Source organism: Rhodoferax ferrireducens (genome assembly GCF_003347515.1).
Classification (GTDB): domain Bacteria; phylum Pseudomonadota; class Gammaproteobacteria; order Burkholderiales; family Burkholderiaceae_C; genus Rhodoferax.
The window spans coordinates 22,618-39,577 of record NZ_QEII01000227.1; the positions used below are offsets into that span (position 1 = coordinate 22,618).

Annotated in this window: 20 protein-coding genes; 17 read left to right on the top strand and 3 right to left on the bottom strand. The window is 61.5% G+C overall.

Annotated elements, in window-relative coordinates:
- The first annotated feature begins 45 nt into the window (after positions 1–45).
- From C5P05_RS03855 to C5P05_RS34905, 17 genes are all read left to right on the top strand, one after another.
- The gene (locus C5P05_RS03855) at positions 46–2,079 is read left to right on the top strand and encodes a ClpP-like prohead protease/major capsid protein fusion protein (RefSeq protein ID WP_114968541.1); all 2,034 of its coding nucleotides are present in this window, start codon (positions 46–48) and stop codon (positions 2,077–2,079) included.
- A gap of 73 nt (positions 2,080–2,152) precedes the next feature.
- Entirely contained in the window at positions 2,153–2,515 is a 363-nt protein-coding gene (locus tag C5P05_RS03860) for a DUF2190 family protein (RefSeq protein WP_114968542.1), read from the top strand.
- A 25-nt stretch (positions 2,516–2,540) separates the two neighbouring features.
- Positions 2,541–2,855: a head-tail joining protein gene (locus C5P05_RS03865; protein ID WP_420130719.1), complete on the top strand. Its 315-nt coding sequence runs from the start codon at positions 2,541–2,543 to the stop codon at positions 2,853–2,855.
- A gap of 21 nt (positions 2,856–2,876) precedes the next feature.
- Positions 2,877–3,383: a hypothetical protein gene (locus tag C5P05_RS03870; RefSeq protein ID WP_114968544.1), complete on the top strand. Its 507-nt coding sequence runs from the start codon at positions 2,877–2,879 to the stop codon at positions 3,381–3,383.
- A gap of 61 nt (positions 3,384–3,444) precedes the next feature.
- Positions 3,445–3,888, top strand: a complete 444-nt coding sequence (locus tag C5P05_RS03875) for a hypothetical protein (RefSeq protein ID WP_114968545.1) — start codon at positions 3,445–3,447, stop codon at positions 3,886–3,888.
- Between the two features lie 126 nt (positions 3,889–4,014).
- Complete coding sequence (locus C5P05_RS03880) at positions 4,015–4,443, top strand: hypothetical protein (protein WP_114968546.1); 429 nt, start codon at positions 4,015–4,017, stop codon at positions 4,441–4,443.
- 8 nt (positions 4,444–4,451) lie between these two features.
- A complete protein-coding gene (locus C5P05_RS03885) occupies positions 4,452–4,865 on the top strand; it encodes a hypothetical protein (RefSeq protein ID WP_157979215.1) in 414 nt (137 codons plus the stop codon).
- A gap of 18 nt (positions 4,866–4,883) precedes the next feature.
- On the top strand, positions 4,884–9,059 hold the full coding sequence (locus tag C5P05_RS03890; protein ID WP_114968548.1) for a hypothetical protein: 4,176 nt from the start codon (positions 4,884–4,886) through the stop codon (positions 9,057–9,059).
- Positions 9,056–10,114: a hypothetical protein gene (locus C5P05_RS03895; protein ID WP_114968549.1), complete on the top strand. Its 1,059-nt coding sequence runs from the start codon at positions 9,056–9,058 to the stop codon at positions 10,112–10,114. The genes C5P05_RS03890 and C5P05_RS03895 overlap by 4 nt, the downstream gene beginning before the upstream one ends.
- Positions 10,115–10,116: 2 nt before the next feature.
- The gene (locus tag C5P05_RS03900) at positions 10,117–11,361 is read left to right on the top strand and encodes a hypothetical protein (RefSeq protein WP_114968550.1); all 1,245 of its coding nucleotides are present in this window, start codon (positions 10,117–10,119) and stop codon (positions 11,359–11,361) included.
- Positions 11,358–11,927: a DUF4376 domain-containing protein gene (locus C5P05_RS03905; RefSeq protein ID WP_232834332.1), complete on the top strand. Its 570-nt coding sequence runs from the start codon at positions 11,358–11,360 to the stop codon at positions 11,925–11,927. Before C5P05_RS03900 ends, C5P05_RS03905 begins: the two co-directional genes overlap by 4 nt.
- Positions 11,924–12,382, top strand: a complete 459-nt coding sequence (locus C5P05_RS03910; protein WP_114968551.1) for a hypothetical protein — start codon at positions 11,924–11,926, stop codon at positions 12,380–12,382. The genes C5P05_RS03905 and C5P05_RS03910 overlap by 4 nt, the downstream gene beginning before the upstream one ends.
- A 3-nt stretch (positions 12,383–12,385) precedes the next feature.
- Positions 12,386–12,775 (top strand): hypothetical protein, encoded by a 390-nt coding sequence (locus C5P05_RS03915; protein WP_114968552.1) that lies wholly within the window; start codon positions 12,386–12,388, stop codon positions 12,773–12,775.
- A complete protein-coding gene (locus C5P05_RS03920) occupies positions 12,772–13,092 on the top strand; it encodes a hypothetical protein (RefSeq protein WP_114968553.1) in 321 nt (106 codons plus the stop codon). The genes C5P05_RS03915 and C5P05_RS03920 overlap by 4 nt, the downstream gene beginning before the upstream one ends.
- Entirely contained in the window at positions 13,089–13,664 is a 576-nt protein-coding gene (locus tag C5P05_RS03925; protein WP_114968554.1) for an N-acetylmuramidase family protein, read from the top strand. Before C5P05_RS03920 ends, C5P05_RS03925 begins: the two co-directional genes overlap by 4 nt.
- Before the next feature lie 190 nt (positions 13,665–13,854).
- On the top strand, positions 13,855–14,403 hold the full coding sequence (locus tag C5P05_RS33550; protein WP_157979216.1) for a hypothetical protein: 549 nt from the start codon (positions 13,855–13,857) through the stop codon (positions 14,401–14,403).
- A gap of 15 nt (positions 14,404–14,418) precedes the next feature.
- Positions 14,419–14,547 carry a hypothetical protein gene (locus C5P05_RS34905; RefSeq protein WP_269813893.1) on the top strand — a complete coding sequence of 43 codons (129 nt, stop codon included), beginning with the start codon at positions 14,419–14,421 and terminating at the stop codon, positions 14,545–14,547.
- A gap of 57 nt (positions 14,548–14,604) precedes the next feature.
- On the opposite strand, the gene C5P05_RS33555 is transcribed toward C5P05_RS34905, so the two are convergent.
- The 3 genes from C5P05_RS33555 to C5P05_RS03950 all read right to left on the bottom strand — a co-directional run.
- Positions 14,605–14,748, bottom strand: coding sequence for a hypothetical protein (locus C5P05_RS33555; protein WP_157979217.1), 144 nt, complete (start codon positions 14,746–14,748; stop codon positions 14,605–14,607).
- Positions 14,749–15,024: 276 nt separating this feature from the next.
- Complete coding sequence (locus C5P05_RS03945; protein WP_114968558.1) at positions 15,025–16,659, bottom strand: methyl-accepting chemotaxis protein; 1,635 nt, start codon at positions 16,657–16,659, stop codon at positions 15,025–15,027.
- Positions 16,660–16,712: 53 nt separating this feature from the next.
- Positions 16,713–16,960 (bottom strand): aldehyde dehydrogenase family protein (locus C5P05_RS03950; protein WP_114968559.1); only part of this gene is annotated, 248 nt, incomplete at its 5' end.

The window sequence follows — 16,960 nt, forward strand, 5'->3', positions numbered from 1 at the left end:
CTCGTGCATCTGTTGCAGATGCGACTCCCTCAAGAGGCTTGTGAAATGAGTAAAAAATCTTCCCCCTGGTACGCCATTCGCCGCCGTACCGCCATGGCCGCCGCCGCCATGGGTGTTGCTGCCGCCGCCGAGATTTATATCTACGGTGACATCGGCGAAAGCTGGTACGAAGAAACCGTTTCCGCTTCGGCATTCGTGCGTGAATTGAACGAGCTGGAGGCCGAGGCCATCACGGTTCGCATCAACAGCATCGGCGGCTCGGTGCCCGATGGCCTGGCCATCTTCAACGCTCTGCGCCGGCACAAGGCCAGCATCACCACCGAAGTCGATGGCATGGCGTTTTCCATTGCTAGCCTGATTGCGATGGCCGGCGACAAAGTCAATATGTCAAGCAACGCCATGCTGATGATTCACGCGCCATGGACCTACGCCGCCGGCAACAGCGCCGAACTGCGCGAACTGGCCGACCAGCTCGACACCTGGGCCGCAGCCATGTCCACCAGCTACGCCTCCCGCACGGGCGACCAGCCCGCCATGCTGGCACTGCTCACCGACGGCAAAGACCACTACTACACCGCCGAGCAAGCGCTCGCCGAAAAGTTTATTGATGCGGTCACCGACCCCATGCCCGTAGCGGCATCGGCGGCGCGTGACTTGCCTCTGAATCGTTACCGCTCGCTGCCATCTTCCTTGGCTGTGAGCATCCCCGCGGCAGCCGCCGTATTTCCCCAGGAGTCTTCCATGCCAACCCTCAATTCGGCGGCCAACCCCAACCCCGCCGTCACTCCCGAAGCTGCTGCTGCAGCGCGCACCACTGCCCTGGCGCAGGACAAGAACCGCCGCACCGGCATCCGCGCCAGCTTTGCCAAGTTCTCCGCACGCGATGGCGTCGGCGCCCTGCAATCCGCCTGCGAAGATGATCACGACTGCACCGTCGAAGCTGCTGGCACCAAGTTGCTCGCGCATCTGGCCCTGGGCGTCGAGTCGATCAACGGCAAAAACATCGTCACAGTCGAAGACGAAACCGACAAGGTCCGCAAGGGTGTCACCCAGGCTTTGCTGGTGCGCGCCAATGTGGAAAAGGTGGACGCCTCCAACCCATACCGTGGCTTCACCCTGAGCGAACTGGCCCGCGCCAGCCTGACCCGCGCCGGTTACCGCTCCGAAGGTCAGGACAAGATGACCTTCATCGGCGCCGCCTTCACCCATGGCAACAGCGACTTCCCCGGCATTCTGGCCAATGTCGCCAACAAGGCCATGCTCAAGGGCTACCTCGAAGCCGAGGAAACATTCCAGAAGTGGACTAGCGCCGGCGAACTGTCGGATTTCAAAATTGGCAGCCGCGTGGATCTGAACGCCTTCCCCAGCCTGCGTCAGGTGCCTGCTGGCGCCGAGTACAAATACGTGACGGTCGGCGAGCGCGGCGAAAGCGTGGTGCTTGCCACCTATGGCGAACTGTTCTCCATCAACCGCCAGGCCATCATCAATGACGACGTGATGGCCTTCACCCGCCTGCCGCGCGCCATGGGCAAAGCCGCCATCCGCACCGTTGGCGATCTGGTGTATGCCATCCTCACCGGCAACCCGGTCATGAGCGACGGTGTAGCACTTTTCCATGCCACCCACGGCAATTTGCTGACCGGGGCTGCACTCAGCACTGCCAGCGTCGATGCCATGGGTACCGCCATGGCCGTGCAAAAGCAGGGCAGTGCCATCCTCAACATCGCGCACCAGTACGTCATCGTGCCGCGCGCCTTGCGTGGCACCGCCAATGTGGTGCGCAGCAGCGAGTTTGAGGTCGGCTCCGCCAAGACAGCCACCGTGCCCAACAGCGTGCGCGACACGTTCGAGGTCATCGCCGACGCCCGGCTCGATGCCAGTTCCGCCACGGCCTGGTACGGCTCGGCGAATCCGGCCGTCAACGACACCATCGAAGTCAGCTACCTCGACGGTAACCAGGCGCCCTACCTGGAGCAAAAGGACGGCTGGAGCGTGGACGGCACATCGTTCAAGGTGCGTATCGATGCTGGCGTCTCGCCGCTCGATTTCCGCACCCTGGCCAAGAACCCCGGCGCCTAAATGACCGCACGCTACCGGGGCCTGTGCCCCGGTAGCCGCACTCCTATCCATTCAGCTTTCCAAGGAATTCACCATGAAAAATTATGTACAGCCCGGCAAGGTCATCGACTTTGTAGCGGCCGCTGATGTTGTGTCGGGCCAAGTGGTTCGTATCGGTCAAATCATCGGAGTCGCCAGCGCGGACGTCGCCAGCGGCGCGGTGGGCCAGGCCCATATCGAGGGCGTCTTCTCCGTTCCTAAAGTCACGGGCGCTGTCATCGCCAAAGGCGAATCCCTCACTTGGGATGCGTCCGCCGCAGCATTTGATGACAACGCAGCCGTTGCCGCCTCCGGTGATGTGCAAGGCCCGCCCGCCGTGGCCTTCGAGGCAGCTGGCAACGGCGTGTTGACGCTGGCCGTACGCCTGACCGGCGTGCCTGGCACCGTTACCGCGTAACCGATTCAGCGTCCGCTCTCACGCCATGGCCCTTCCATTTGCCGCCCTCGTAGCCCGCGTCAATGCATCCGTGATGAGCAGGCTTGCTGACACCGAGGCAACCCTCTCCGGGGTTGCTGTCACCGGCATTCTGGAGTCCGGCTTTGAAGACGCCACGGTGGCGGGCTTCGGTGTCGCCGGCTCCTCGCCGCGCTTCACGCTGGCCAGCGCCAGCGTGCCCGCCAAACCCGAAGGCCTGCCCCTGGTCGTCACCAGCGGCCCCGCCGCCGGCAGCTACAAGGTCGCCAACGCCTACCCGGACGGCGCCGGCATGACAACCCTGCACCTTCTCCCAGCCTGATCGATTTTTAGGAACCTCATCATGACAATCTCCCTCACCGCCAGCGTCGGGCTGGCCCTCACCGCCGCTTATGCCAACTCGCTTGACATGGGCGCCGTCAGCTACCTTGCCAACTTCAAACCCAACTTCGTTTTCAGCGACGGCACCGGCGCCAACCAGGCCAAGTACCTTTTCACCGACACGCGCACCCTCGCGGCCTCGGCCACTGAAAACTTGGACCTCGCGGGCGTGTTGACAGATGCCTTCGGCAACACACTCACTTTCGACAAAATCAAGGCGCTGATCATCACCGCCGACGCCACCAACACCAACGATGTGCTGGTCGGTGGCGCTGCCACAGCCCAGGCCAGCGCCTTTTTTGGTGACGTCACCGATGTCGTCAAGGTCAGGCCGGGTGGCATGGTCGCCCTGGTCGCCCCGGACGCCACTGGCTACGACGTCACTGCCACCACCGCCGACCTGCTCAAGCTGGCCAACAGCGGCGCCGGCACCGGCGTCACCTACACCATCGTGCTCATTGGCGTCTAAGCCAAGGCCCGATCTCGCCACCCTTCATCTCCTCCTTTTTTAGTTTTTCAAGGACATCATCATGACCACTGAAACCGTCGCCACCGCCACACTGTCGGTATCCGCCACGCTGCCTGCCACCAATGACGCCGCCGGCTTTGCCGCGCTGATCTGGACGCCCATCGGCGAACTCACCGACATCGGCAGCGTCAAGGGCCGCTCGTACAACACCAGCACCCACGCCCCCATCGCCAGCGCCCAGCAGATCGAGAAAAAGGCCAGCTACAAGCTCGGCAATGCCGACATGACCGTCGGTTGGGATAGTGCAGACGCCGGCCAGGTCATCATCGAAACCGGCGCCAACAGCAACACCGCCACCTACGCCTTCAAGCTGGTCAAGCAGGGCGGCGGCATCCGCTACTTCACCGCCCAGGTCATGAGCTTTGTCGAAAACATGGGCAGCGTCGACAACGTCGTGCAAGGCCAGTTCACGCTCCTGCGCCAGACCGACACGATCTCGGTCTAACCCTGTTTTCTGGCCGCAATGCCACCCCTTTGCACCGACCTGCCTCGTGTCGCCTTCGTAGGGCGCGCGGGGTGGGCACGGGCATAAGCCGCTTCCTTGTTTACCCACTCCCTACGTAAAATCACCATGACCAAACTGTTCGACATCAAACTCCTGGCCATCGCCGCCCTCGCCACCATGGCTGTGCGTGATGCCAGTGGCGAAGCCCAGGTGGACGAAGCCGGCGAGCCGCTCACCATCACCCTCTACGGCCCCGGCTCCAAGCAGCACCAGAAGGCCAGACACGCCGCTGAAGAGCGCAACAGCACCCGTGTGCTTTCCCGCATGCAGGGCCGCGCTGGGGACAAGCAATCCGCTGCCGACAAAGCCGCTGAAAACGCCGAATTCCTCGCCGCCTGCACCGTCAGCTTCAACGGCTTCGGCTGCGGCGATCTGACCGGCCACGAACTGTTCAAGGCCGTCTACGCCGATCTGGAGATTGGCCACATCGCAGACGACGCGATGAAGTTCCTGGCTGAGCGTGCCAATTTTTTGAAAGTGCCGGCGAAGAGCTGAGCCTCTACGTGCGTCACGCGGCTTGGCTCAACGCCGCGCCGCGTGACAAGCGTGACAAAACAGACAAGCCCAAAGCCACAAGACTCAAAAAAATCCATGACGCCGGCGACACCCCCAGCTACCCGCCCAAGCCCTTGTGTGTCTACCTGGTCGGTTACCTGTTCGACGTGGGCCCCTCCATGCCCGGCGCCATGGGCAACGTGCCTTTGTCGCACAGCGAGATCAGGGACTGGCAGGAAAACACCGGCATCGAGCTGTCCGCCTGGGAGTCGCGCACGCTGCGCCGGCTCTCGAACGACTACCTCGCGTCAGCCCAGGCCGCCGAAAGCCCGGACTGCCAGCCACCCTACACCGCGTCCGGCGACGCGCAGCGATTGCAGCAAGTTGAGCTCCAGCAAAAGCTCGATCTGTTTTTAAGTTGACAGGAACAAGGCAGACACATGAACCCCGGCGATATCAACTTCAAACTCATGGCCGACATTGCCGACCTGCAGGCCAAGATGCGTGCAGCTGAAAACAGTGTGGGCGGCGCCATGTCGGGCATTCAGAAGCACGTTGATACGGTCAAGACTGCGCTGGCGGGTCTGGGTGTTGGTTTGTCGGTCGGCGCCTTCGCCGGCATGATCCGTGGCTCGATCGACGCCATGGACAGTCTCAACGACCTGAGCAAAACCACCGGCATTGCGGTCGGCGATCTTGCCGGCCTCAAGCTGGCCGCCAAGCAGTCGGGCGGCGATCTGGAGAGCATCGCAACCTCGGTCAGCAAGCTGTCGATTGCCATGGCCAAAGACCCTGACAAATTCGCCAAGCTCGGTGTCGATGCGAAAAAACCGCTGGAGGCCTTCAAGCAGTTTTCCGACATCACGTCCGTGATGACCGACGTGCAGTTACGCAATGCGCTGGCCCAGGACGTACTGGGTAAGTCGTACGCCGGCTCAATTCCTTTGCTTTCCGAAGGCGGCCAGAAAATCGGCGAGATGGTCGACAAGGGCAAGGCCCTGGCCGGCGTCACCCAAGACATGGCCGATCGCGCCGACGAGTTCAACGACATGATGGCTGAGCTGGAAACTGCCACCAGCGGCGCCAAGATGAAGCTGGCCGGTGAAATGCTACCGGCCATGATCGACATCACCAAGGCCATCACCACGGCCTACGAAGAGTCCGGAAAACTGGAGTCGATCTGGGTCGCGTTGGGTGCAATGGGGGCGTTTGTGTTTACCGACGAATTCTCAAGTGCCACGGTGAAAATTAAGAACCTACGCGTCGAGTTGGAATTCTTTGAGGAACGAAAAAAGAACACAGGACTTATTGATTCGCTGCTATTCGGTTACGGCAGCACGAACGACATCACGGGGAAAGTCGAAGGCATCAAAGGCCAAATCAAAGCCCTGCAGGATCTCCAAAGCAAGCCCGCGCTCGATGCCGCCGCCAAGGCCGCGAAAGTCAGGGCCGATGCTGCCAAAGCCAAAGAAGCGCAAGAGGCCGAAGCCAAGGCGAGGGAGCACCTACGGCTCAATGAAGAGGCCCAGAAGAAGGCCGCCAGCGAAGCCGCCGCCGCCCTCAAGGCGCAAGACTCGTTTGTCAAGGGCTTGCAAAAAGAGCATGACACCCTGATCCTCGGCACCAAACAGAGCAAGCTGCACGAGGCCGCCACGCTGGGTATCACCGGCAAGAAACTGGAGCTAGTCAAGATCTTGCTCAAAGAGATAGACGCCTACACAGCACTGTCGAAATCAAGGCTGGCAGAGAACCAGGAATACCTTGACACGCAAAAAGAAATTAACGATGCGTTTGTCTCTGACAGTAAAGCCCGCGAGCAAGGGCGACAGGCCGTCAATGACTACGCCCAGGCCATTGACGACCAGAACGCGCTGACCCAGCTTGAACTCGGCCTTTTCGGTCAAACGATAGAAGCTCGTAATGTCGCCCTCGGCCAGTACCGGGTGGAGCTCGACCTGAAAAAGCAGATCGAGGCCATCAACTCAAATGCCGGTTACGACGAAGCGCAGCGGGTGGTGGAGCGCGCTCGCGCCAGTTCGGCCGCCGCCATCGCGGCCAACAACGTTGCAGTGCAGGCGCACCTTCAGGCGCAAAACGACATGTGGGCCAGCGTGGACAGCACCGCCCACGATGTATTTGTTGACGTGGCGAATGGCGGTATGGACGCCTTCGAGCGCATCGGCAAGACGCTGAAATCGGCTGTGCTGGACATGCTGTACCAGATGACGATCAGGAAATGGATTTTCCAGATCGCCGGCAGCACGACGGGCGGAAGTGTAGCGGGGGCCGGCATGGATGCCATGAGCGGCGTAAGCGCGGCGAGCAGCGCCAGCAGCCTCTACAGCACCGGATCCGCTGTAGGTGGCATGGCCAGCAGCGCATATGCAGGATACACAGCAGCGGCTTACGAGGCCACCATGGGCGCCGCCTTTGTCGGGCCAAGTGTGGCAGGTGCAGGTGGGGCAATGGGGGCCGGGTCGTCGTTGTACGGCGCTATGGCCGGCATGGGTCCGGTCGGCTGGATTGCGCTCGCAGCCATTGCCATCGCGGCACTGGCGCCAACCGGAGACGGCCACTCCCAAGTGTCATGGGCCGGGAGTGGCTACGGCATCACCGGCGCCAACAACACCAACGACGCCAGCAGCATCGCCATCGCCACCAGCATCAACGATCAGTACGGCTCCCTCGCTGACTCACTCGGCCTCAAGAATGACGAGCTCGTCTCCGGCACCTTCGCCTCATTCCACACCGGCCTGCAAAGCCTGATTCAGGTGGCCGGGTCCGTCAACGGCCAGCAGGTTTACTCGGCGGTCGATGACAAGGGCGGCGCACTGCTCGCCCGCGACCAGGCCGACGCCTCGGTGTTCAACGCCGAATTCGGCTCCGAAGTCTCCATGCTTCTGATCAAGGCCATGGGCGCGCAAACCGACCTGCCCGAGACGATCAAGAAAATCATCGAAGGCGCCACCATCAAGACCTCGACCGCCGTGCTGGCCATGGTCAACACGGTGGTGGGCGGCGTCGAAAACCTGCGCACGGCGCTGGACCACTTGCCCTTCGCCGAACTCGGCACGCTGTCATTCGACGCAGCCTCGGGCCTGATCGAACTCTCCGGCGGCCTGGACGCGCTGAAGACCAACCTCGGCAGCTACCTGGACAACTTTTACTCAGTCGAAGAAAAGCGTGTCCAGACCGCCAAGAACATCGCGGAAGTCCTAAACGCCGCCGGCGGCGCCATCACCGGCGATCAAGTCGGCAGCACCTCGCGCGAGCAGTTCCGGGCACTTGCCCAAGCGCAAGACCAGGAGACGGAGTCCGGCCGCAAGATGTACGCCGCACTGCTGTCAGTCAACGCCGCGTTTGCCAGCATCACGCCAGAAGCAAAAGACGCTGCAGCCGCGATTGCCGACGCGGCCGCCGCGCTGAAAACCCTGCTCGACGCCGCCACCAGCAACGCCGACGCCGCCTACGCGGCCCTGGAACGCGCCGTCGCCGCCCAGCGTGTAGGGCTTGAATTGACGCGCGACCTGGCCAGCGAGCAGGTCGATGCTATCCAGTCAGTATTTGACACGCTAAAGACCAATGTGCAGGCGCTCTACGGCCAAGTCGCCAGCACCGCCGCCATGCAAACCGCCCAAGGCAATGCCTTCATTGAGCAAGCCCTGGCCGCCGCCCAAAGCACCGGCTACCTGCCCGACAGCTCGGCCCTGGGTGATGCCATCAGCGCCGCACGCTCAGGCGCCGACAGCGCAATCTACGCATCCCAGGTAGACGCCGACTTTGCCCGCCTGGTGCTGGCCGGCAAACTGAGCCAGCTGCAGGACATCAGCGGCGACCAGCTCACCGAAGCGCAGCGGGCGCTGCGGCTTGCAGAAAGCCAGCTGACGGCGCTGGATGACATCCTGACCCATGCGCAGGCCCAGCTTGACGCCGCCAACGGCATCAACACCTCGGTGCTGACGGTGACGCAGGCGCTCAACGCCTTCGCCGCCTCCATCACCGCCCTGGTGGCGGAGCGCACGGCGCAAGACCTGCCGACGTCGACCGTCGCCGCCGCGCAAGCCGGCTTGGCCGCCAGCTCATCAACCCTGATGGACAACGTGAGCAGCTACGGCGCAGCCCATGGACCTGATGCCTACTACTTCACCAAGGGTGTCAACGACTTAGCCTCCACGCTGGCGATGGGCGACATGCTGGGTGAGCTGATGGGCAAGACGGCCGCTCAGGCGATCTTGGACACGACCGGGCACACCGTGGCGTACTGGACAGAAGCAAACCGTCAGTTTGACGCAGGCCTCGCGCCCACCACCTCCTCGATCAAGGGCTTCGCCGCCGGTGGCGATCACGCGGGCGGCCTGCGCATCGTCGGCGAACGGGGTATCGAGCTGGAGGCCACCGGCCCATCGCGCATCTGGAACGCCGATCAAACCCGCTCCATGCTGCAAAGCGGCGGCTCGGACAACAGCGAGTTTGTGGCTGAAATGCGCCTGCTGCGTGAATCCAATGAGGCCATGCGACGTGAGCTGGAAAAGATTGCAAGAAGCACCGGCAGCACCGACAGCACCCTGCGAAACGTGACCCAAAACGGCACATCACTGAATGCCACCCTCGTATGAACGTCATCCCACCTCTTGCCATCACCGATGCCCGGCTGACCTCCAGCACCGTCGTGGAGGTGGCGCCCGCAGCCTATGCTGGCGGCACCACCTATGCCCTCAACGCCACCGCCAGCGTGGCCGGCGCGGCCGGGTTGATCACCGTTTACAAATCGCTGCAAGCCGGCAACATCGGCCACGCCCCGGCCAGCTCGCCCACCTGGTGGGTGAGCATCGGCGACACCTACCAGGTCTACGCCGGTGCCACAACCTACGCCCTGGCGGACTACGTGCTCGACGCGACGGCGCATCTGGTTTACCGCTCGGTGGTGGCGGGCAATGTCGGCCAGGCGCTGACCGACACCACCAAATGGCAGTTGATCGGCCCCAGCAACCGGCACGCCATGTTTGACCTCAAGCGCAACACCGCCACCATCGTGCCGGGCTCGCTCACCGTGGTGCTCACCACTGGCGTGCGCGTCAACTCGTTCATGGTGAGTGGCATGGTGGCCAATGCCGCCGTGGTGACGGTGAGCAGCGGCGGCGTCACCGTCTACACCCGCACTTACGACCTCAACACCCGAGAAGTGCTGGACTGGTATGACTACTACTTTGCGCCGTTTTCGACCCAGCCCAGCCTGATCGAATTCGACTTGCCGCCGTACACCAACGCCGTCATCACCGTGACGCTATCGGCCACGTCGGGCAACGTCGAGTGCGGCGCCTGCTCCATCGGCACCTATGAATTCATCGGCGATGTGGAGTACGACGCCGAATCCGACGTGCTCAACTTTTCCACCGTCACGCGCGATTTTGACGGTGGCACCAGCGTCATGGTGCCCCGGCGCAATGTGCCGCGCACCGTGCAGAGCATCTTTGTCGACAAGACCCGCGTCAACCGTGTGCGTGCGCTGCGTGATGCGCTCGGCGGTGAGCCAGCCATCTATGCCGGGCTGATCGACAGCGGCGACGGCTATTTCGAGTCGCTGCTGATCGTCGGTTTTTACAAGCGCTTTTCGATCAGTCTCAAACACCCCACCAAAGCAATCATCAGCCTCGAGCTGGAGGAAGTCTAACCATGGCCCTGACCCCACCCCCGACCGCGCCCACCACGGCGGACCCGACCACCTTTGCTGCGCGTGCCGATGCGCGCATTGCCTGGGAGTCGGTCAATGTGGCTGAGCTGGAGGCGTTTCAAGCCGCACTAACATCCATCGCCGCCGGTACCGCGTTCGCGATCCCCTACACGTTCAGCACGACCACAACGGATGCCGACCCCGGCGCGGGGTATCTGCGCCTCGATAACGCAACGCAGAATCTGGCGACCACGATCCGCGCAGATTTGGCTGGCGCGGACGGTTCGACATGGACCGACGTGCTCAATCTGATTGACGATAGTACGAGTGCCATCAAAGGATTCGTCATGCTGCAAAAGCTTGGCGATGCGACCAAATGGCTACTATTCAGCGTGTCGGCCCTTGCGTTGCCGTCCGGCTACAAAAACATCATGGTTGCCGTCGTCGCGTCCAGTGCTGCAAGTCCGTTCGCCAATGGCGATTCGCTGATTTTCAAGTTTACGCGGAATGGCGACAAGGGCGACGCGGGTGCGGCGGCGACGCTACCGATTGTGGCGGCGGGCGGAACTGTGGACGCAATTACCGCCGACTTCAGTCCCAATTTGACGCTGACTGATAAAACGCTTTGCTTCGTGGTCTGCGCGGGAGCTAACACCCTGACGAATCCGACGTTTGCGCCGGACGGATTGACGGCGCAAACGATTACTGCGCGGGGCGGCGCTGCGTTAAATGTCGGCGATATTCCGGCTGGCGGCTTTGTCGCGATATTTGAATATAACTTGGCGGGTACGTGCTGGGAGCTTCTGAACCCATCCGCTTCCAGCGCGGGTGATCATCGGATAATACTTGCTACCGGAAACGGCTTCGGCTCGACGAATACAAAAATACGTAGATTTACCACGACGGTGACTAGCACAGGCACCGCTATATCGTATGCCGATAGCGCGGCCAATGGCGCGACTTTCACGATTAATGCAGCCGGGCTTTATGCGATCACCTCGGTGGAGGAATCGGCGGGCGACAACCCTTTCGGCATATCGGCAAACTCCGCAGAGTTGACCACCAACATTCAATCCGCAACAACCGTAAGTCGATTGATTGCGTCAACGACCCGTGCGTCCAGTATCCCATCGGCAGTTAGTGTCACCGCTCGACTTGCGGTTAATGATGTCATTCGCGCTCATAGCAACGGAAACCTAACTAACGGCAACACCTGCCGTTTTTCAATCGTGAAGGTTGGATCATGAAACTCTTGGTAAATGCGCCATTCGGCAGGCAGGAGCTGATTGAAGTGGGCGAGGGCGGCGGTTACTTCGACCCGGCCCGCGTCTTGTGGGACGAGCGCGTCGACGGCCCGCTGCCGGAAACCACGATGGGCGGAATGGTGCGGGTGGGCGGCGCTTTGGTGCTTGATGCTGCGATTCTGGCAGCGTCGGTCGCCATAGTGAGAGACGCCGCCAAGGCTGACAAATGGGAAGCCATCAAAGCCGAGCGCGACCGTCGCACCCAAACGGGCGGCTACTACGTCGCGCCGCACTGGTACCACTCAGACACTTTCTCGCGCACGCAACAACTCGGGCTGGTCATGCTGGGCGTCAACATCCCATCGGGCACGCTCTGGAAAACGCTGGACAACGGCCTGATTGCGATGACGCAGACGCTTGCCGGCCAGATTTTCGGCGCGGCGGCGGCCAGTGACATTGCCATTTTCGCGGCGGCACAAACGCACAAGGCGGCTATGGAAGCCAGTGCGGACCCGACGGCCTACGACTTCTCGGGCGGATGGCCGGTGATGTATGAGGCGGCACCGTGAAGGTTGCCTTCTACAAATCCACCCGCCCCGGCATTGCGGGCATCTACAACCGGTTAGTGCGCTGGTGGACGCGCAGCCCGTACAGCCATGCCGAATTGATTTTCAGCGACGGATGGGCCGCGTCGTCCTCCTTTGCGGATGGCGGCGTTCGCTTCAAGCGCATCGACTTCGACCCGGCGCATTGGGATTTTGTTGAGATTGACGGGAATGAGGCGGCTCCGCGCCAGTGGTTCCATGCCCATGATGGCGACCTTTACGACCTGTGGGGCAATGTCGGCTTTGTTGTCGGCCCCGTGCCTGACGACCCCGACAAGAGATCCTGCGCCGAAAGCATCGCGGCGGCGCTGGGTTATGCCGAAAGCTGGCGCTACAGCCCGGCCATTTTGCACAGCGCGCTATCCAACCTAAACCACAGTGCAGCCTTTGAGCTTTTGGCCATAAAAGGAGCCGCGTAAAACATGAACAACAACGCCTCAGACTTCATCTCGCTGTCGATATTTATCGCGGCGCTGATTTTCAGCCAGGAGGCAGCGGCCATCGTCGGACCCTACGTGGCGATCATCGCGGCCGCATCCATCGGCGCATCGTTTGCCTTGGCCCGGCGCGATAAAGCGACCCGCACCGGCGCGGCCGTGTTTTTTGCCCGGGTCGTGGGTCTGGCGGTGCTGCTGACCGTGGTGCTGGCGCAAATCGCCAGTGCCTATTACCCGGCGATCCATGAGCGCTTGATGCTGATCCCGATCGCGCTGCTGGTCGGCTTTATCGGCGACGAGTGGCCGCGCCTGCTGGACAAGGTCTTGGCAAAGTTGCTGGGCCTGATTGACTTTTTCCGCAAGGGCCAGCCATGAACGAGCTCTATCTTTTCGCCCTGGCCAATGCGGCCTTGTGTGCCTGTGTGCTGATGATTTCAGTGTGTCGACTCAACGGGATGCACGGCAGCGTGCTGCTGCGGGTGCGCAGCGAATACGCCGGGTATATCGGCGCGGCGGTGCTGTCAGCGCTGCAGCCGTGGTGGGGCGAGTGGCCGCAGTGGGGCAGCGTCGGCATGGCCAGCGCCTTGCTGCTGGGCCTGCTGTGCAGCAGCCACGCCTGGCACGGCGACCGGGCGCCGGCAGTGGCAACGGACCGGGGTGATTTACGCAACATGGACGGGAGCGCGATATGAAACCAACCCTCACAGACCAAGACTTCACAGACGCCGCCGCCGAGCTGGTGTGCGAAGTGGCGGCGATCCGCGCAGTGTGCCAAGTGGAGGCGCCCAAGGGTGGCTTCAATCCGGACGACTCTCCAGCCACGCTGTTCGAGGGCCACAAGTTCTACAAATACACGGCGGGCCGGTTCGCGGTGCAGGCGCCGGATCTGTGCTTCAAGGTCTTGACGCGTGCGCACTACGGCAAGACCTGGCAGCAGGAGCAGGCCCGGCTGCAGCGCGCCATGGAGTTGGACCGCGAGGCAGCGCTGAAATCGGCGAGCTGGGGTAAGTTCCAGATCATGGGTTTTAACCATGCGATGGTCGGCTTTGCGTCGGTGCAGGCGTTTGTCAACGCGATGTATGTCGGCGAGCGCGAACAGCTGCTGGCCTTTGTGCGCTATGTGCAGACGGCTGGGCTGGCCCCCGCTTTGCGCCGGCGTGACTGGGCCGCGTTTGCCCACGGCTACAACGGGCCGGCGTATGCGGACAACGACTACGACGGCAAGATGGCGAAGGCGTTCGCCGGGTTTGAGGTGCTGGCGTGAGTCTCGATAAAGCAATCCAGCACGGAAAAGAGCATCGTAAAGGCTACCGCACGCGCGGAAAGGCGGGAGAGAACGACAAGACCTGCCGGCCGCACGGGTCGTGCACGCACTGCGAGCGAAATCGAAAGTTTGGCTTTCGTCGGCTGGTCGCGCTGTCAGCTGGGCGCGATTTACTCAGTGAGGTGCTTGCGTGAGCGCGCTAGCCTGGCTCAATCCGGCGCGCTGGCTGATGCTGCTCGCGGCCGTGGGGGCGCTGACGCTGGGTTACTACGCCTGGGCGGATCATCAGCAAGGCATCGGTGATGCTCGCGCCACCGTGCGCTGGACTGCAGCCCTTGAAAAACAGAAGGGTGAAGCGGCCCGTGTGCTGGCGGTCGAGCGGGCCAAGGTGGCGGCCGTCGAGCTGGCGCTGCAGGACATCAAAAACACTCAGGAGTTGCAAGATGCGGGACATCAAAAAACAGTGGCGGGCCTGTCTGCTCGTCTGCGTGACCTCGCTGGCCCTGCTGGGCGGCTGCGCGACCCTCACGCCGCCGGATGTGGGGGCGGTGGTGGTGGCACCCCGGGTGCAGTTGCCAGCGCCACCGGTGATCGTGCAGACGACGCAGGCGAAGCCTTCGGGTTACTTTCAGCGCAGCTTTCTGGACTACTTCGAGAGCGGCTCCGAGAGGCCGATGACATCAACAACGCCTACGCCAGCTGCAGGGCTGACGCCTTCGCGGTGAGAGTAGCTCCATGATGGACAATGCAAAACATGATCGATGCAACCGAACTGCTTGAGGCCCTGACCGTCTACCGAAAGAAGCTGGTGAGCGCTGGCCACCCTCTAAAAGCCGCTGCCGTCGAGCACTGCATCAAGATCGTGCGCCGCTTGTCCAAATAGAAAAAGCCCGTCGGGCCGCATTGCGCGGTTCGGCGGACTTTTTTTCGTTTGTGCCGCTCAGGATCCAGCAGGAGCCGCGTCACCAGACTGACCGAAGTAGTCAAGATAGCGCGGTGCTTTAATTGCAGATTGACCCTTGACGTGGGTGGTCCACTTGCCACACCATTGAATTCTCCACTTCCAACGTTCTTCCAGTTTCACGGCATCTCCTTAAATCACTGTGATTGCAAACAGTAGTTTAGGCATTTGTCGTCAAGGTGGTCGAGCTGGCGGCCGGACTGAGGTGTGGAGGCTTTGAGTCTTGCAGCCGTTCCGGCGTAGCTTTTGGCGTAGCTTTTTGTAAAAAACATAGCTCTTCATTGGGGCGGTATGTTCTGCCATTGAACTACACCCGCGAGCCCTGTAGTTTACTTCAGGATGTCCCCAAAGTAGCGGAACTTGGCCAGATGTTGGTTTTCAGTGGCTGCCCCGCTTTCATCACGACTCCAGCGATTTTGCGCCGTTCGGGAGTTGCATTGCGTTGGCGTCAGTGGCGGGACTCCAGTTGAGCCGAAAGACGCTGACCACCTTCGCCAGCCTCGCCGCTTGCGCATTGAGACTTTCCGCAGCGGCGCTGCTTTCCTCTACCAAGGCTGCATTTTGGAGCGTGACCTGATCAATGCGGGAGACAGCGTCGCTGATCAGGCTGATGTCACGGTATTGCACTGAAGTGGCACTGTGAATTTCGCCAATGAGTTCGTTGACGCGTTGAACCTGTTTGACGATTTCATGCATTGACAGACCGGCATCGTTCACTTGGCGAGCGCCAGCTTCGACTTTTCCCACGTTATCGCCAATCAGTTTCTTGATTTCCTTGGCGGCATCGGCCGAGCGATGGGCGAGTGATCGAACTTCACTGGCCACAACGGCAAATCCGCGTCCCTGTTCGCCGGCGCGGGCTGCTTCCACGGCCGCATTGAGCGCCAGGATATTCGTCTGGAACGCAATGCCGTCGATGACGCCTGTGATGTCGCTGATCGTCCTGGAGGATGTGGCGATCCCCTGCATGGTGGCGACCACTTCGGCCACCGCGTTGCCTCCTGCAGTTGCCGAGGTCGAAGCGCTCGCGGCTAATCGGTTGGCCTTGTCTGCGATGTCCGCATTGTGTTTGACGGTACCGGTCAGTTGCTCCATCGACACCACGGTTTGCTGCAAATCGCTGGCTTGCTCTTCAGTCCGATGGCTCAGATCCGAATTGCCCGTGGCGATCTCTGCAGACCCGGTCGCGATGCTGTCGCTGCTCTGGCGTACTTCCCCCACCAATCTGGCCAGACGTTCACGCATGGTTGCCATGGCGGCCATGACACTGCCGCTGTCATCTGCTTTGGTGTGAACCGTCATGCTCAGGTCGCCTTCCGCAATGGCCAGCGCGATGCGTGCCACCTCGGCAGGTTCACCGCCCATTTGGCGCGCAATAGAACGAACGACGATGATGGCGGCACCGATACCCACCACCAGGGCCACGCCGCAGGCAATGGCCAGCAACAGGAGAGAAAGGTGGAAGATGGTTGTCCCATTTTGGGTGAGCTGGCTGGCAATGGCCGACTTGAATTCCCATTCCTTGTCGATGGCGAGGGCGGTGGCCTTGAACAATCTTTCGGATTTTCCGGTGAAAAGTCTGCGTGCTTCTTCTGTCCTGGACGGATCGGCCAATGACTCACGTGAAATGACTTTGAGTTTGTCCCAGTTGGCCATGGCCAGGCTGGCCGTTGACATCACGTTCTTCCAAAGCTCCCGGTCTTCCTCGCCCGTCAGCAGCTTCTCGTGTTCTGCGAGGGCCGCATTGAGTTGGGTGCCCGCTTCTGCGATTGCGGTCTCCAGCGTGGTCATTTCGTCACCGGAGACGGTCATGAGGTGTTGGGCCTGCAGCATCCGGATCGCAGCCACCTTAGCTTGCCATGACCTGACGGCCTGCAAAGAGGGCGTCGTATTGGCCGTGTAATAGTCCAGCGCGCCATGGATGGCACTGATTTGTTTGGCCGCCATGCCGGCGATGCCCATCAGCATGACCAGCAGCAGACCAAAGGCCCAAGCAAGCCTCGTACTTAGCTTCATTTTCGCTAAAAAATTCATGTTCCTTGCTCCATGCGCATATTTCAGGCGATGCTGATTTGCACCGGATGCTGTTACTTCAAGATATCGCCCACGCACAGGTATTTGATCTCCACATAGTCATCGATGCCATGATGCGAGCCTTCGCGGCCGAGTCCCGACTGCTTGACGCCGCCAAACGGCACGTGCTCGCTGGCCAGGATGCCGACGTTGATGCCGACCATGCCGTATTCCAGCGCCTCGCTGACGCGGAAGATGCGCCCAACGTCGCGGCTGTAGAAATAGCTGGCCAGGCCGAACTCGGTGTTGTTGGCCGCATCAA